Annotated in this window: 15 protein-coding genes and 1 pseudogene; 5 read left to right on the forward strand and 11 right to left on the reverse strand. The window is 69.9% G+C overall.

All coding sequences use genetic code 11. The features are described 5' to 3' along the window. The 8 genes and pseudogenes from ACXAID_RS15570 to ACXAID_RS15605 form a co-directional block, all read right to left on the reverse strand. A pseudogene (locus ACXAID_RS15570) lies at positions 1 to 175 on the reverse strand (exopolyphosphatase); the annotation flags it as partial. Positions 176 to 213: 38 nt separating this feature from the next. Continuing rightward, a complete protein-coding gene (locus ACXAID_RS15575; RefSeq protein ID WP_475023137.1) occupies positions 214 to 1,356 on the reverse strand; it encodes a glycosyltransferase family 4 protein in 1,143 nt (380 codons plus the stop codon). 42 nt (positions 1,357 to 1,398) lie between these two features. Next, a complete protein-coding gene (locus ACXAID_RS15580; RefSeq protein WP_475023114.1) occupies positions 1,399 to 2,382 on the reverse strand; it encodes a phosphatidylinositol mannoside acyltransferase in 984 nt (327 codons plus the stop codon). Further along, positions 2,379 to 3,044 (reverse strand): phosphatidylinositol phosphate synthase, encoded by a 666-nt coding sequence (gene pgsA / locus ACXAID_RS15585; RefSeq protein WP_475023115.1) that lies wholly within the window; start codon positions 3,042 to 3,044, stop codon positions 2,379 to 2,381. The genes ACXAID_RS15580 and pgsA overlap by 4 nt, the downstream gene beginning before the upstream one ends. Next, positions 3,041 to 3,589, reverse strand: coding sequence for an ATP adenylyltransferase (locus ACXAID_RS15590; RefSeq protein WP_475023116.1), 549 nt, complete (start codon positions 3,587 to 3,589; stop codon positions 3,041 to 3,043). The genes pgsA and ACXAID_RS15590 overlap by 4 nt, the downstream gene beginning before the upstream one ends. A gap of 1 nt (position 3,590) precedes the next feature. Beyond that, positions 3,591 to 5,654 (reverse strand): threonine--tRNA ligase, encoded by a 2,064-nt coding sequence (thrS, locus tag ACXAID_RS15595; RefSeq protein WP_475023117.1) that lies wholly within the window; start codon positions 5,652 to 5,654, stop codon positions 3,591 to 3,593. Positions 5,655 to 5,733: 79 nt separating this feature from the next. After that, complete coding sequence (locus ACXAID_RS15600) at positions 5,734 to 6,162, reverse strand: TIGR02611 family protein (RefSeq protein ID WP_475023118.1); 429 nt, start codon at positions 6,160 to 6,162, stop codon at positions 5,734 to 5,736. Further along, on the reverse strand, positions 6,159 to 6,848 hold the full coding sequence (locus tag ACXAID_RS15605) for a PaaI family thioesterase (RefSeq protein WP_475023119.1): 690 nt from the start codon (positions 6,846 to 6,848) through the stop codon (positions 6,159 to 6,161). The genes ACXAID_RS15600 and ACXAID_RS15605 overlap by 4 nt, the downstream gene beginning before the upstream one ends. A 56-nt stretch (positions 6,849 to 6,904) precedes the next feature. On the opposite strand from ACXAID_RS15605, the gene ACXAID_RS15610 reads away from it, so the two are divergent. Together ACXAID_RS15610 and ACXAID_RS15615 are read left to right on the forward strand one after the other, a co-directional pair. Continuing rightward, positions 6,905 to 7,402, forward strand: coding sequence for a DUF1990 family protein (locus ACXAID_RS15610; protein ID WP_475023120.1), 498 nt, complete (start codon positions 6,905 to 6,907; stop codon positions 7,400 to 7,402). 102 nt (positions 7,403 to 7,504) lie between these two features. Further along, complete coding sequence (locus tag ACXAID_RS15615) at positions 7,505 to 8,230, forward strand: GAF and ANTAR domain-containing protein (RefSeq protein WP_475023121.1); 726 nt, start codon at positions 7,505 to 7,507, stop codon at positions 8,228 to 8,230. A 33-nt stretch (positions 8,231 to 8,263) separates the two neighbouring features. Here ACXAID_RS15615 and ACXAID_RS15620 read toward each other — a convergent pair whose 3' ends face one another. Beyond that, positions 8,264 to 9,979, reverse strand: a complete 1,716-nt coding sequence (locus tag ACXAID_RS15620; RefSeq protein ID WP_475023122.1) for a sensor histidine kinase — start codon at positions 9,977 to 9,979, stop codon at positions 8,264 to 8,266. Between the two features lie 113 nt (positions 9,980 to 10,092). Between ACXAID_RS15620 and ACXAID_RS15625 the strand changes: the two genes are divergently transcribed. The 3 genes from ACXAID_RS15625 to dosR are packed head-to-tail and all read left to right on the forward strand — an operon-like array spanning position 10,093 to position 12,593. Continuing rightward, the gene (locus ACXAID_RS15625; RefSeq protein ID WP_475023123.1) at positions 10,093 to 11,082 is read left to right on the forward strand and encodes an Acg family FMN-binding oxidoreductase; all 990 of its coding nucleotides are present in this window, start codon (positions 10,093 to 10,095) and stop codon (positions 11,080 to 11,082) included. Then, on the forward strand, positions 11,079 to 11,906 hold the full coding sequence (locus ACXAID_RS15630; RefSeq protein ID WP_475023124.1) for a universal stress protein: 828 nt from the start codon (positions 11,079 to 11,081) through the stop codon (positions 11,904 to 11,906). The genes ACXAID_RS15625 and ACXAID_RS15630 overlap by 4 nt, the downstream gene beginning before the upstream one ends. A gap of 36 nt (positions 11,907 to 11,942) precedes the next feature. Then, entirely contained in the window at positions 11,943 to 12,593 is a 651-nt protein-coding gene (gene dosR, locus ACXAID_RS15635) for a hypoxia response regulator transcription factor DosR/DevR (RefSeq protein ID WP_475023125.1), read from the forward strand. Between the two features lie 18 nt (positions 12,594 to 12,611). Here the strand turns inward: dosR and ACXAID_RS15640 are convergent, their stop codons facing one another. Both ACXAID_RS15640 and ACXAID_RS15645 read right to left on the reverse strand, forming a co-directional pair. Continuing rightward, positions 12,612 to 13,625 (reverse strand): Acg family FMN-binding oxidoreductase, encoded by a 1,014-nt coding sequence (locus ACXAID_RS15640; RefSeq protein WP_475023126.1) that lies wholly within the window; start codon positions 13,623 to 13,625, stop codon positions 12,612 to 12,614. Positions 13,626 to 13,737: 112 nt separating this feature from the next. Continuing rightward, positions 13,738 to 15,390, reverse strand: a complete 1,653-nt coding sequence (locus tag ACXAID_RS15645) for a glycoside hydrolase family 13 protein (RefSeq protein WP_475023127.1) — start codon at positions 15,388 to 15,390, stop codon at positions 13,738 to 13,740. Positions 15,391 to 15,414: the final 24 nt, after the last annotated feature.

The following is a 15,414-nucleotide window of genomic DNA, read 5'->3' on the forward strand; positions in this document are numbered from 1 at the left end:
GCCGACGCCCGTCCGGTCCGTCGCCGTACGCGTCGACAGCCACCGCGCGGGCCACCACCGCGCGGCGGGCCAGCGCAGCGTCCAGCGCCTGCCACGACAGGTCGTAGCGCACGTGCAACCGGTCCAGCCGGTTGGCGGTCTGATACGCCCAGCCGGCCACCGCCAGCAGCACCATCACCGCCGCGGCGACGACGACCGCGGTCACCCACGGGATCACAGGTACGCCCCGCCTGCCACCCGCACCTTCGACCCGGCGCCGGCGACCGTGTCGTAGACCCGCATGATCTGCGCCGCCACCACCGACCAGTCGTAGCGCTGCACCGACGCCGACGCGCGCTCGATGTAGCCCGAGCGGGCGGCGTCGTCGGCGAGCACCTCGATCAGGCCCTCGGCCAGGGCCGCCGAGTCGTCGACGGCGACCAGCCGGCCGCACCGGCCGTCCTCGAGGACACGGCGGAACGCATCCAGATCGCTGGCCACCACCGCGGCACCGGCGGCCATCGCCTCGACGAGCACGATGCCGAAGCTCTCCCCACCGGTGTTCGGCGCGCAGTACACATCGGCGCTGCGCATCGCCGACGCCTTCTCCGCGTCGTCGACCTGGCCGAGGAACCGTAGGTGCGACGCCAGCGGCCCGGCCTGTTCACGCAGCTCACGCTCGTCACCACGGCCCACGATCAGCAGCTCGAGGTCACCGAAGCGCTCCACCAGCGCCGGCAGCGCACCCAGCAGCACACTCATCCCCTTGCGCGGTTCGTCGTAGCGGCCCAGAAACAGCACCGTCCTGCCCCGGCGCGGATATCCGGCCAGTGCAGACGCCGACGCGAACGAGGCCACATCGACCCCGTTCGGGATCTCGACGGCGTCGCTGCCCAGAGCCTCCATCTGCCAGCGCCGGGCCAGGTCCGAGACCGCGATCCGGCCGATGATCTTCTCGTGCATCGGGCGCAGGATCGGCTCGAACACCGACAGGGTCAGCGATTTCGTCGTCGAGGTGTGAAACGTCGCCACGATGGGCCCCTCGGCGATGTTCAGGGCCAGCATCGACAGACTCGGCGCGTTCGGCTCATGCAGGTGCAGCACGTCGAAGTCACCCTGGCTCAGCCATTTCTTGACCCGGCGGTGGGTGGCCGGCCCGAACCGCAGCCGCGCGACCGACCCGTTGTAGGGAATCGGCACGGCGCGCCCGCCGGACACCACGTAGTCGGGCAGCACGACCCGGGCGTCCGGTGACGCGGGCGCGAGCACGCTGACCTGGTGACCGAGATCGTCCATGACGGCGGCCAGCTGCAGCACGTGCGACTGCACCCCACCGGGGACGTCGAACGAGTACGGGCAGACCATGCCGATCCGCATCAGGATGCCCGCTTCTTCGTGCAAGCGCTCATGGGGCCGGCCTCACGCAGTCTCCGGATCACCGTGCTCCAGCCCGCCCACGAGACGGGCCCGGCGCTCGTCGGACAGGTCGGACAGCCACTGCGGCTGCATCATGTGCCAGTCGGCCGGATGGGCGGCAATGTTGGCCGCGAACCGGTCGGCAAGGGCCTGGGTGATGACGGTGACGTCGCCCGAGGAGACGTCCAGTTCCGGGTAGACCTGCATGCCCCAGCCGTCCCCGTCGAACCAGCAGTGCACCGGGAACAGTGCCGCGCCGGTGGCCAGCGCCAGCCGGGCCGGACCGCCCGGCAGCCGGGACGGCTCGCCGAAGAAGTCCACCTGCACGCCGGTGCGGGTCATGTCCCGGTCGGCCATCAGGCAGACCACGCCGTTGTCGAGCAGCCGGTCGCGCAGCACCTCGAAGGGCGGCCGCGGCCCGCCGGACAGCGGAACCACCTCGAATCCCAGGCGCTCGCGGTAGGCCAGGAACCGGTTGTACAGCGATTCGGGCTTGAGCCGCTCCGCCACGGTGGTCAGCGAACCGTGGTTCTGCACCAGCCACACCCCGGCCATGTCCCAGTTGCCGCTGTGCGGCAGCGCCAGCACCGCACCCCGGCCCTGCTCGAGCGCAGCCCAGAGCATCTCGACTCCGGTGACGTTGAGCCGTTCGCCGATCTCGGCGTGATCCATCGACGGCAACCGGAACGCCTCCCGCCAATACCGTGCATAGGAGGCCAGCGAAGCACGCATCAGGTCGTCGGGCACCTCGGCGGCGGAAGTGCCGATCACCCGGGCGAGGTTCCTGCGCAGCTGCTCGGGCCCGCCGTGGCGGGCCGCATACTGCGCGCCGGCCCCGAACGCGGTGCGGGCCACCACCTCCGGAGCGGCGCGCACCAACCGCCAACCGGCCGCGTATCCCCAGTCGCCGAGCTGGGCGCGTACCAGCGCCGGCACGGACAGCAGACCGCCGCGCCCGTCGCCGGAGCCCCCCGCTGGCTGCGTCATTGGTCGGTGGTCTCGGGTTTCCCGGCGCCGTCTGCGGGCAGCCGGTCCACCGCCGTCGGCGAGGTCCGCACCCGGTGCAACCGCTGGCCCACGGTGATCACGCTGGTCACCGCCAGCACCCACATCGCCACGTCGAGCAGCCACCACGGGAAGACGGGCAGACCCGACAGACCCGCACCGAGCAGCACGATCACCAGGCGTTCGGGACGTTCGATCAGACCGCCGTCGGCGGAGAGCCCGCTGGCCTCCGCGCGCGCCTTGATATACGAGATGACCTGCGAAGACACCAGGCAGATCATGGTTGCGACGACGAGCTCGGCGCTCTGTACCCCGAACGCGGCCCACCACAAAAGGCCGCAGAACACGGCGCCGTCGCTGATCCGGTCGCAGGTCGCGTCGAGCACCGCGCCGAAGCGGGTGCCGCCGCCGCGCTCCCGGGCCATCGCGCCGTCGAGCATGTCGGCGAGCACGAAGACGAAGACGACGAACGCACCCCACCACAGCTGGCCGATCGGGAACAGCGTCAGCGCGCCCAGCACCGTGCCCGCGGTTCCGAGGATGGTCACGCTGTCGGGGGTGAGCCCCAGCCACAGCGCCCCCTTGGCGACCGGCCGCGACAACTTCGTGTACGCGGCCCGGGTCATCAGGTAGAAATCGCTCACGGCTGTTTGTCCCACTCGGTGGCCAACAGCGTGCGGGTGTCCCGCAGCAGCTGCGGAATCACCTTCGAGTCCCCGATGACGGTGATGAAATTGGCGTCCCCGCCCCAGCGTGGGACGACGTGCATGTGCAGGTGCTCGGACAGCGACCCGCCGGCCGAGGTGCCCAGGTTCAGGCCCACGTTGAACCCGTGGGGCCGGGACACCGCCTTCATCACCCGGATGGCCTTCTGGGTGAAGGCCATCAGCTCGCAGCTCTCGGCGTCGGTGAGGTTCTCCAGCTCGGCGACCCGCCGGTAGGGCACCACCATCAGGTGCCCGGGGTTGTACGGATAGAGGTTGAGCACCGCGTACACCAGCTCCCCGCGCGCCACCACCAGGCCGTCCTCGTCGGACATGTTCGGGATGTCGGTGAACGGTTCCGACGAGGCCGCCGAACCCGCCTTCACGGCGTCGGCGATGTAGGTCATCCGGTGTGGCGTCCAGAGCCGCTGCAGGTGGTCCGGTTCGCCGACGCCGCGGTCTACGATCCTGTCCTCCGGATCCACGTCACCCCTTGTCTGCCTGGACGTCGACACCGACGAGTTCGGCGGTCGGAGCGGCGTTCTCGCGCCGCCGCACCCAGTCCACGATCGCGTCGACGGCCGCGTCGACCGGCACACCGTTGATCTGCGTGCGGTCCCCGAACCGGAAGGACACCGCTGACGCCTCGACGTCACGGTCCCCGGCCAGCACCATGAACGGCACCTTCTGGTTGGTGTGGTTGACGATCTTCTTGGCCATCCGGTCGTCGCTGGTGTCCACCTCGGCGCGGATGCCGCGGGTCTTCAGCCTGGTGATCAGACCGTTCAGATAGGGGACGTGGCCCTCGGCCACCGGGATGCCGACCACCTGCACCGGCGCCAGCCAGGCCGGGAACGCGCCGGCGTAGTGCTCGAGCAGCACACCGAAGAACCGCTCGATCGACCCGAACAGCGCCCGGTGGATCAGCACCGGGCGTTTGCGGCTGCCGTCGGGCGCGGTGTACTCGAGCTCGAACCGGTCCGGCATGGTGAAGTCGAGCTGGATGGTCGACATCTGCCAGCTGCGGCCCAGCGCGTCGCGCACCTGGACCGAGATCTTGGGCCCGTAGAACGCCGCCCCGCCGGGATCGGGCACGAGCTCCAGTCCGGAGGCCTCACCGACCTCGCGCAGCGTCGCGGTGGCCTCCTCCCAGACCTCGTCGGAGCCGACGAACTTGTCCGGGTCCTTGGTGGATAGCTCGAGGAAGAAATCGGTCAGACCGTAGTCGGCGAGCAGATCGAGCACGAACTGCAGCAGCGAGGCCAGTTCGTCGCGCATCTGCTCACGGGTGGTGTAGATGTGCGCGTCGTCCTGGGTGAAACCCCGCGCCCGGGTCAGGCCGTGCACCACGCCGGACTTCTCGTAGCGGTACACGGTGCCGAACTCGAAGAGCCGCAACGGAAGCTCGCGGTAGGACCGCCCCCGGGACCGGTAGATCAGGTGGTGCATGGGGCAGTTCATCGGCTTGAGGTAGTAGTCCTGGCCGGGCTTGCGCACCGCTCCGTCGTCGTCGTACTCCGCATCGATGTGCATGGGCGGGTACATGCCCTCGGCGTACCACTCCAGATGGCCGGACTGGATGAACAGATGTTCCTTGGTCAGGTGCGGGGTGTTGACGAACTCGTAGCCCGCCTCGATGTGCTTCTGCCGTGAGTAGTCCTCGAGTTCCCGGCGCACGACCCCGCCCTTGGGGTGGAACACCGGCAGACCCGATCCCAGCTCGTCGGGGAAGCTGAACAGGTCGAGCTCGGCGCCGAGCTTGCGGTGATCGCGGCGCTGGGCCTCCTCGATCAGCTCGAGGTACCGGTCGAGCGCCTCCTGGCTCTCCCAGGCGGTGCCGTAGATGCGCTGCAGGCTGGCGTTGTTCTGATCGCCGCGCCAGTACGCCGCCGAACTGCGGGTCAGCTTGAACGCCGGGATGTAGCGCGTGGTCGGGATGTGCGGGCCGCGGCAGAGGTCACCCCACTGGCGTTCGCGGGTGCGCGGGTTGAGGTTGTCGTAGGCGGTCAGTTCGTCGCCGCCGACCTCCATGACATCCGGATCGCCGGACTTGTCGTCGACGAGCTCGAGTTTGTAGGGCTCGCCGGCCAGCTCCTCGCGCGCCTGGTCCTTGGACTCGAAGACGCGCCGCGAGAACAGCTGCCCTTCCTTGATGATCTGGCGCATCCGCTTCTCGAGGGCCTCGAGATCCTCGGGGGTGAACGGTTCGGCGACGTCGAAGTCGTAGTAGAAGCCGTCGGTGATCGGCGGTCCGATGCCCAGCTTGGCGTCCGGGAACATCGCCTGCACCGCCTGGGCGAGCACATGGGCCGCGGAGTGGCGGATGACGCTGCGGCCGTCCTCGGTGTCGGCGGCCACCGGGGTGACCTCGACATCGACCTCGGGTGCCCAGGACAGGTCGCGCAGCCCGCCCTCGGCGTCGCGCACCACGACGACGGCGTCTGGAGTCCCCCGGCCCGGCAGGCCGGCCTCTCGCACCGCCTGCCCCGCGGTGGTCCCGGCGGCCACCCGGATCGGGGCTGCCAGGACGGGGCTGACGGGGGCGCTCATTGCGGGGTCTCCAAACTCTCGGGGGGTGCCATCGGCGGCGGTCGGGTTTCGACCGCGACCATGCTATCGGGGTCGGGTGTCAGGACCCGATACCAATAGGACTATCCAGCCACGTGGGCTCATAGCCGATCACCCCGCCGGCGAAGGCCAGCACACCGAGCAGCCACAACGTGCCGAGCACGACCGCCGCCGTGAACAGCACACCGAGCACCTGCACCCACAGCCCCTGCTGCTTGAACCATGCCATCACCGCGTCGTAGCGCTTGCGGGTGTAGACCAGCAGGCGCTGCGCCCAGGCGAATTCGGTGGCCAGGATCGCCAGGCCGACGAACACGATCGCCCACCCCGGCCCCGGATACGGGATGGCGACGATTCCCACCGCCAGCACCACCAGCCCGACCACCCCGACCACGATGCGATAGCCGGCATCGACGGCGGGCCGGCCGCGCAGCCCGTCGCGCCAGCGCGCCCACCGGCGGGTGAAACCGGCGCGTTGCCCGTCGCTCACGGCTGCCCCGGTTTGAGGGTCACGAACAGTGCGTGGGCTTCGGCCAGCACATCCGGGCCGTCCAGGATCCGGCCCGACACGGTGACCTTGCGGCCGACGATCTCGTCGATGCCGGCCTCGACGGCGACCTGCCGCCCCACCGGCACCACTTTGCGGTAGTCGACGTGCAGGAACGCGGTGCGCAGCGCGCGGCTGCGGCTGAGTTTGAACGCGGTGAAGCCAAGCAGCGAATCGAACATGTGCGCCACCGCACCGCCGTGCGCCGCACCGTTGCGGCCGAGGTGGTAGCGGCGGAAGTGGGCGAGCCCGGCGATGCGCCCGCCGTCAGTCACGTCCAGGTCCAGCGGAACCGACAGGATGTTGCCGCGGTTGGGTAGATCCATCCGGCGCCCTGACGGGGAACACCATTCGTCGGTGTCGTGCGGTTCGAGCAGTCGTGCGGCCCGCTCGATCAGGTCGGCGGCTTCGGTGACGACCTCATCGGGCGCGTCGGCGGCGCGGGCGTGGTCCTGCAGGGCGCGGACGGCCTCGATGAAGCGCCCGTAGTCCGGGCCGCCACGGTTGGTGGGCTCGGGAGGATTGAAACCGCCGCCCGGATGTGGTTCGCCGGGTGCCTGGATGCTCACCTGCTCACCGTATTCGGTGTCCGGGGCGCGGGCCTGTCCGGCTCGGCCCGCGCGTCGCATTCGTCGGCGGTGCGGTCATGGAGCCGTTGCCGGCCTTGGGGTGCGAAGCTGAACCGGTGAGGCTGTCCGACCTGGCCGGCAAGGCCCTTACCTACGCGGCGGTGGGCGCGACGTCCGGGCCGCTTCCCGACGGCTACCACCATCTGCGCAAATCCTCTGTGATCGGGTACGGGCGGGAACGCTTCGAACAGGCTTCGGCCCAGGGTATGCGGTGGGGCATGCTGCGTGGGGCCGGGCTGCGGGTGGACGCCACCTCGCAGGCCGCTCTGGTGGGATCCGACGTGCTGGTGCACCTGGGCCCGGTGCAGGCGCCGTGCCGGGTGGTCTATCTGATCGAGGAGCGGGACCGCCGCGGCTTCGCCTACGGCACCCTGCCCGGGCACCCCGAATCGGGCGAGGAGTTGTTCCTGGTTCGCCATGAACCCGCCACCGACGAGGTGTTCGCCGAAGTCGTCGCCTTCTCCCGGCACGCCACCTGGTGGAGCAGGCTGGGGTCGCCGGTCACGTCGCTGGCGCAGCGGCTGATCACCGACCGCTATCTGCGTGCGCTGTGATCCCCGGGCGGGCCCCGGCCTGCCCGTCACCTGCTCGACATGCCGCAAGCCCGGGTGAGTTTGCGCCGGCGGCGGTAATCTGGGACTCCTTGTTGACGATCGATGCAGCGGACGGTGACGGTGAACGATCTAACCGGCGTGGAGGCGGTGCACCTGCGGGTGGCCGAGTTGGTGCAGGGTTTGCACAACCGGCCAGACACCGATTCGGACACTGTGGTCGCCGAACTGGCCGAGCACGCCGCCGCGGAGATCCCGGGAGCCCAGTACGCCGGGATCACCCTGACCCGTAGCGCCAAACAGATCGACACCCCGGCGGCGACGCACTATTGGCCGGTTCTGCTGGACAAGATCCAGCAACGCCATCTCCAGGGTCCGTGTCTGACCGCGGCGTGGGACGAACGGACCGTGCACGTCCCCGACATGGAAACCGAGGATCGGTTCCCCGATTATCGGCGGGACGCGCTGGCCGAGACGCCCATCCGGTCGATCATGGCTTTTCAACTGTTCATCGCCGATGAGACCCTGGGCGCGCTCAACGTCTACTCCGAGCAGCCGCACTCCTTCGATGCGGATTCGCGCACGTTGGGGCTGATTTTCGCGGCGCATTCGTCGGTGGCCTGGAATTCGGCACGCCGCGACGCGCAGTTCCAGCGGGCGCTGTCCAGCCGCGACATCATCGGCCAGGCCAAGGGCATGATCATGGAGCGATATCGCGTCGACGCGGTCCAGGCGTTCGAAGTGCTGCGCAAGCTGTCACAGGACTCCAACGTCCCGCTGATCCGGGTCGCCACCGACCTGGTCGACGACGCCCGATCGGCCCAGGCCTGAACCAGCGGGCCGGGGCGCCGGCCCGGCAGCCGGTTATTCGGGCAGCGGGACGCGCCACACCAGCTGTGTTCCACCGTCCGGCGACGGCTGCACCGCGAACGATCCGCCGACGTCCTCGGCTCGGCGACGCAGGTTGGTCAGCCCGCTGCCGGTGATGTCGGGGCCGATTCCGCGTCCGTTGTCGGCGACTTCGATGGCCAGCTCGTCGTCGACGGTGACGGTCACGGTCAGCGTTGTCGCCTCGGCGTGCCGAACGGCGTTGCTGACCGCCTCCCGCACCACGGCTTCGGCGTGATCGGCCAGCGTGGCGTCGATGACCGACAACGGGCCGATGTACTGGGTCGAGACCCGCATCCCCGACCCCGGGAAAGCGGACACCGCGTCGTCGAGGCGCTGCCGCAGCCGGGTGATGCCGGCGGAGCCGCCGTGCAGGTCGAAGATCGTGGTACGGATGTCGCCGATGACGTCCTGCAGGTCGTCGATCGTGGTCGAAAGCCGCTGCTGCACCTCGTCGGAACGGGCCCGGGCGATCGTTCCCTGCAGGGACAGCCCCACCGCGAACAGGCGCTGGATCACGTGGTCGTGCAGATCACGGGCGATCCTGTCGCGGTCGGTGAGCACGGACAGTTCGCGCATCCGGCGCTCGGCGCTGGCCAACTGCCAGGCCAGCGCGGCCTGATCGGCGAACGCCGACATCATGTCCAGTTCTTCCATGCGGAACGGTTGTGCGCCAACGGCTCTTACCGCCACCAGCACGCCCGGCACCGAATCGGCGGTGCGCAGCGGAAGCACCAACGCCGGGCCGCCGACACACCCGGTGCCGATGTCGGACGCGGTGAACCTGCCCGCCGCGCGTTCGGCGAAGGCTTGGCCGATCACGGTGCCGTCCACCGCTATCGGGCCGCTGACACCGCTGCTTGCCTCCCCCGCGGTGGCGATGACCACCAGTTCGGCGACCTCGTCGGCGGCCTGATCCGGGTCGGCCGGCACGGCCACGAAGGTGGTGACGGCCCCGCTGAGCTTCTGGGTCTCCTCGGCCACCAGGCGGAACACGGTCGCGGGGTCGGCGCCGGAGAGCAGCTGGGTTCCGATGTCGCGGGTCGCCGCGATCCACGATTGGCGCGCCCGCGACTGTTCGTAGAGCCGGGCGTTGTCGATCGCGATGCCGGCGGCCGCGGCCAGCGCCTGAACCAGGACCTCGTCGTCCTCGCTGAACGGCTGACCGCTGTTCTTGTCGGTCAGGTACAGGTTTCCGAACACCTCGTCGCGGATCCGCACCGGGACCCCGAGGAAAGTGCGCATCGGCGGATGGTTGGGCGGGAAGCCCACCGAGGATGCGTGGTTCGAAATATTCTCCAGCCGAATCGGTTTGGGGTTGACCAACAGCGCGCCCAGCACCCCGCGTCCTTCGGGGAGGTGTCCGATCTCGGCGCGGGTGGCCTCGTCGATCCCCTCGTAGACGAATTCGACGAGTTCGTCGTCGTAGCCCCGCACGCCCAGCGCCCCGTAGCGGGCGTCGACCAGTTCGATCGCGGTGTGCACGATGGTGCGCAGCGTGTCGTCGAGTTCCAGCCCCGAGGTGACCACCAGCATCGCCTCGACCAGCCCGTCGAGGCGGTCGCGGCCGGCGATGATCTGTTCGACCCGGTCCTGCACCTCGCCGAGGAGTTCGTGCAGACGCAGTTGTGACAGGGTGTCACGAACCGGGCGCGCGCCGTCGTCATGACCGGGCTGACCTGTCTGCGCCACGACCTATGGTCTACCACCGCGGGCCACCGTTCGTCACGCCCTTGGGGACTATTGGCCCTGTTCGTCCAGGCACGGGGACAGGCAATCTGGCGGTGGATCGAACGGAGACCAGGATGACTGCGACACAGGTCCATACCGAGACGATCATCGAAGCTGTGCGGCTGGCCTGCCGGGCTCCGTCGCTGCACAACAGCCAGCCGTGGCGCTGGGTGCTGACCGAGCGCACCATCGAGTTGTATGCCGACCCGGAGCGGCTGGTCCGCGGCACCGACGGCACCGGACGCGAGGCGCTGATCAGCTGCGGCGCCGTACTGCACCACTTCCGGGTCGCGATGGGCGCCGCCGGCTGGGGCACCGCCGTGACCCGCTTTCCCGACCCCGCCGAGGGCCGGCACCTCGCGACCGTGCAGGTCACCACGGCGCAGCCGGTCACCGACGAACAGCGGCAATGTGCCGACGCCATCCTGGCCCGGCACACCGACCGGCTGCCGTTCGCCGCGCCGCCCGGGGCCGAGGCGCTGATGCGCACGCTGAGCGCGGTCGCCGAGTCGAGCACGGTGCGCCTGGACGTGCTCGGCGACGATGTTCACGGGTTCGTCGCCCAGACCTCGCACCTCACCGAGGCGCTGCGCCGCTACGACGCCGAATACCATGCCGAACTCGTCTGGTGGACTGCTGATTTCGTGGCCGACGACGGCATCCCGAGAACCTCTCTGGTCTCGGCCGTCGAGAGTGACCGGGTCGCGACGGGCCGCAATTTTCCCGTCGTCGAACGCACCGACCGCCGCGCCGAGATCAGCGACGACCGCTCGACGCTGCTGGTGCTGTCCACGCTCGACGACTCCCCCGATACCGTGTTGCGTTGCGGTGAAGCCCTTTCGGCGGCGCTGCTCGCCGCCACCGCCGCCGGTCTGGCCACCTGCACGCTGACCCATGTCACCGAGATGCCCGAGGGCCGGGACACGATCGCCTCGCTCATCGGTGGCGACGTGCTGCCCCAGGCCCTCATCAGGGTCGGGCAGGCGCCGGCATTGGCGGCGCCCCCGCCGCCGACCCCGCGTCGTCCGATCCACCACGTGCTGCACGTAGAAAGGGGCCGATGATGATGGACAACAGCGGCGCCGCGAGCGTCGTCGTCGCCGTCGACGGGTCCGCCTCGGCGGTCGACGCCGCGCTCTGGGCGGTCGACGAAGCCGTGGACCGGGATGTTGCGCTGCGCTTGGTCTACGTCATCGAGCCACCGTCGGCCGGGCTGGCCGATTCCGAGGACCTCGCCCGGCACCTGGCCACCGCGGAGGTGGCCGTGCGCTATGTGGCGACCGCGGTGGAGTCCACCGAGGTCCCGGTGAAGATCGAGGTCGAGATTCTGCAGGGCCCGGCGGTTCCCACGCTGCTGGAAGCGGCCCGCAGCGCGGTGATGCTGTGTGTCGGCGCCCGCGGGATCAAGCATGCGACACACGGACGCATCGGCTCCACCGCGGCCGCGCTGGCGGCGGCGGCACGGTGCCCGGTCGCGATCGTGCGGACCCACCGGGCGCACGACCTGCGGGACCGGGCGGTCGTCATCGAGATCGACGACAACGCCGCGGGAAGCTCGGTGCTGCACCGCGGGCTGGCCGCGGCGCGACGCCGGCACGCACCCGTGCGGGTGCTGACGCCCACCCGCATGGGCGGTGACCTGCAGGCCGCGTGGGATCGACGGCTCGCCGAGTGGCGCCGCAGCTACCCCGATCTCGAGATCACGACGGTGAACATGCGTGGCGACATCCTGGACTACCTGGCCGACCATGCCGAGACCATTCAGCTGGTGGTGACCGGCCGCGAACGGCCCGGCGGAATCGCTCAGCTGGTCAACGCGCCGGGCAATACCGCCCTGCGGGACACCGACTGTTCGATACTGGTGTGCGAACCGCACACCGCACTGTGACCGGTGCCGACATGCAAAGGGTAGTGACGTCTCGAGATGGTGAAGGTATTCCTGGTAGACGACCACGAAGTTGTCCGGCGAGGGCTGATGGATCTGCTCGACAGTGATCCAGAACTCGATGTCGTCGGCGAAGCCGGCTCGGTGGCCGAGGCCCTGGCCCGGATTCCCGCCCTGCAGCCCGACGTCGCCGTCCTCGACGTCCGGCTGCCCGACGGCAACGGCATCGAGTTGTGCCGGGATCTGCTGTCCCGGCTGCCCGATCTGCGCTGCCTGATGCTGACTTCTTTCACCTCCGACGAAGCGATGCTGGACGCGATCCTGGCCGGGGCCAGCGGCTACGTGGTCAAAGACATCAAGGGGATGGAGCTGGCCCAGGCGATCAAGGAGGTCGGCGCGGGCCGCTCCCTGCTGGACAACCGCGCCGCGGCGGCGCTGATGGCCAAGCTGCGCGGCGAGGGCGAGCAGCGCGATCCGTTGTCCGGCCTGACCGAGCAGGAGCGGGTGCTGCTCGACCTACTCGGCGAGGGGTTGACCAACAAGCAGATCGCCGCGCGGATGTTCCTGGCCGAGAAGACGGTCAAGAACTACGTCTCGCGGCTGCTGGCCAAGCTGGGCATGGAACGCCGCACGCAGGCCGCGGTGTTCGTGTCGAAACTCGAACGCCACCATCACCCCGAGATGGAGTGAGGCGGCTGCGGCACGCGGTCACTCGGCCGACGGTGAATCGTCGGCCATCGGTGCGTCGTCGAGATCGGAGACGTATTCCGACAGCTCCCGCCGCGGCGTGGACGGCAGCGGATCGGCGTTGACCGGCGCCCAGCCGATGCGCAGCAACATCTGCGGATGTGCGTCGTCGCCGAACACGTCGGTGCTGACGGCCTGGCGGGTCTCGGCGATCTCCAGCGGCTCGGTGATCGGGCAACTCGCCAGCCCGAGAGCCGTCGCGGTGAGCAGCACGATGCTCGTCGCCTCCCCCGCCCGCAGCCGCGACAGCCGGTCGTCCTCGACGGTGCCGAGAGCCAGCACAGCCGCCTTGTCCTCGGCGGCAGCGGCGTTCTGATTGTGTGGCAGCACCCCGCCGGCGAAGGCCCGCAACGGGATCGGGCCGGTGCCGTCCGGGCCGGGCACGCTGCGCGCGGGAACCCCGGCCGTCGAGGCGTACCGCCCGCTCCAGGTCGCCAACTCAGCCAGATACTCGCGGTCCGATCGGTGCCGGAACGCCGCGTCGGTCACCAGCAGCCGCAGGCCCTCGAGATCCTCGACCCGGCGCAGCAGAACCCCGGCGCGGGCCGCGCGGGCCCCCATCAGCGCGATGTCTCCGCGCGGGACCGGCCAGGAACTGTAGTGCCGCCGGTCGGTACGCCGCCGCGGGATCGCCGCGGCCAGCGAGATGTCGAGGTCGGCGGCCGGGTACGGATAGGGCTCGAGCACGGCCAGGTAGTTCTCGTCATCGGGGTTGGGCAGCCGCTGCACCCTGGTCTGCCAGCCCAGCGCGGCCAGCGCCACCACACAATGGTTCAGTGCCGCACCGCAACTGAGCATGAGGTCGCGCGCATCGGGGTCGGTGTGGGGTAACAGCAGATCCGGGTTGGCGAACAGGTGCAGGCTGTTGCCGCCCAACCGCCACTGCCACGGTTGGGAGTTGTGCACCGACGGGGCACGTCCGGCCAGTGCGAGCGCAGACCGCAGGGTTGCGGCGTCGGGGAATGAACTGCTCATCGCCTCATCACCTGTGTCGGGGTCGTCGTCGCTCTCCAGAGTGCGTCGCGATGAGGTGTTTGGAGAGGGCACAAAGACCTTTGCTGTACCTTTCCGATGACCTTTCCGGGTGCTAGCGCGACGACTGCGGGCCCTGTAGCCACACCGCGCAGTCGGGCGGGAGGGTGCGCTCGAGCGCGGGTTCGGAGGCCAGCGCCACGGTCATCGTGTCGGGCAGCGGCACGCCGGTGCTACCGGTGTTGACCCAGCACTGTGCGCCGCCGCGTTCGAACGCGGCGACATCGGGGGCCACGGTCAGCCATTTGACGTCGCCGGCGTCGCGCCACAGCGAACGCCGCAGCCGCAGCGCTGCGCGATACAGGTTCAGGGTGGAAGCGGGATCGTCGTCCTGGGCCTCGACACTGTGCTCGGCCCAGTGCCCGGGTTGGGGCAGCCAGGTGGCCGCTCCCGCCTCGGCGGCGAACCCGTACGGCGGCGAGCTCGCCGTCCACGGCAGCGGAACCCGGCACCCGTCGCGGCCCACGTCGGTGAACCCCGATTGCGCCCACGTCGGGTCCTGGCGTACGTCGTCGGGCAGGTCTTCGATCTCTTCGAGGGCCAGTTCCTCACCCTGATAGATGTAGGCGGTTCCGGGCAGTGCGAGCTGCACCAGGGCGGCGGCGCGGGCCCGCCGGCGCCCGAGGCTGTGGTCGGGGTCCTCGTCGGGCCAGCGCTTGCGCTCCCAATCGGTGCCGATCAGGTGGCCCGGTTGCGAGCGGGAGAACCGGGTCACCGTGCGGGTCACGTCATGGTTGGACAGCACCCAGGTCGGGGGTGCGCCGACGGTGGCCGCCGAGGCGATGGCGTCGTCGATGACGGAGTGCAGCACGTCGGCCCGCCAGGGCGAGCGCAGGAAGTCGAACTGGAAGGCGGTGTGCAGCTCGTCGGAGCGCAGATAGCGCGCCAGCCGCTCGTTGGTCGACACCCACGCTTCGGCGATGAAGATGCGCTCGGGCGTGTAGCGTTCGGCGACCGACCGCCAGCCGCGATAGATCTCGTGGACGCCGTCCTGATCCCAGGCCGGGTGGCGCGACTCGAACTGCAGGATGGAGTGCGGCGGTGCGTCGATGTCGGCACTGTCGGGCAGGTCCGGCTCCTTGACCAGGCCGTGGGCCACGTCGATGCGGAAGCCGTCGACGCCGCGGTCGAACCAGAACGCCAGGATGTCCTCGAATTCCCGGCGCACCTCGGGGTGGTCCCAGTTCAGGTCGGGCTGACTCGGTGCGAACAGGTGCAGGTACCACTGGCCGTCGGGCAGCCGGGTCCAGGCCGGACCTCCGAAGATGCTCTGCCAGTTGTTCGGCGGCAGCTCGCCGTCGGCGCCGCGGCCGGGCCGGAAGTGGTAGCGCTCGCGGGCCCCCGGATCACCGGCGAGTGCGGCCCGGAACCAGGCGTGCTGATCGGAGGTGTGGTTGGGGACGATGTCGAGAATCACCTTGATGCCCAGCGCGTGCGCCTCGGCGATCGCAGACTGGGCCTGCTCGAGGGTGCCGTATGCCGGCTCGATGTCGCGGTAGTCGGCGACGTCGTAGCCGGCGTCGGCCATCGGCGACGGGTACCACGGGTTGATCCAGATCGCGTCGACGCCCAACTCGGCCAGGTAGGGTAGCCGCTCCCGCATGCCTTGAACGTCACCGATGCCGTCGCCGGTGCCGTCGGCGAAGCTGCGGATGTAGACCTGGTAGACGACTGCGGTCTGCCACCACGACGGACTCGAGACTGCCACGGCACTCCTCTGGCGATACGTAAA

The sequence above is a fragment of the Mycobacterium sp. ABE4_509 genome (assembly GCF_056160785.1).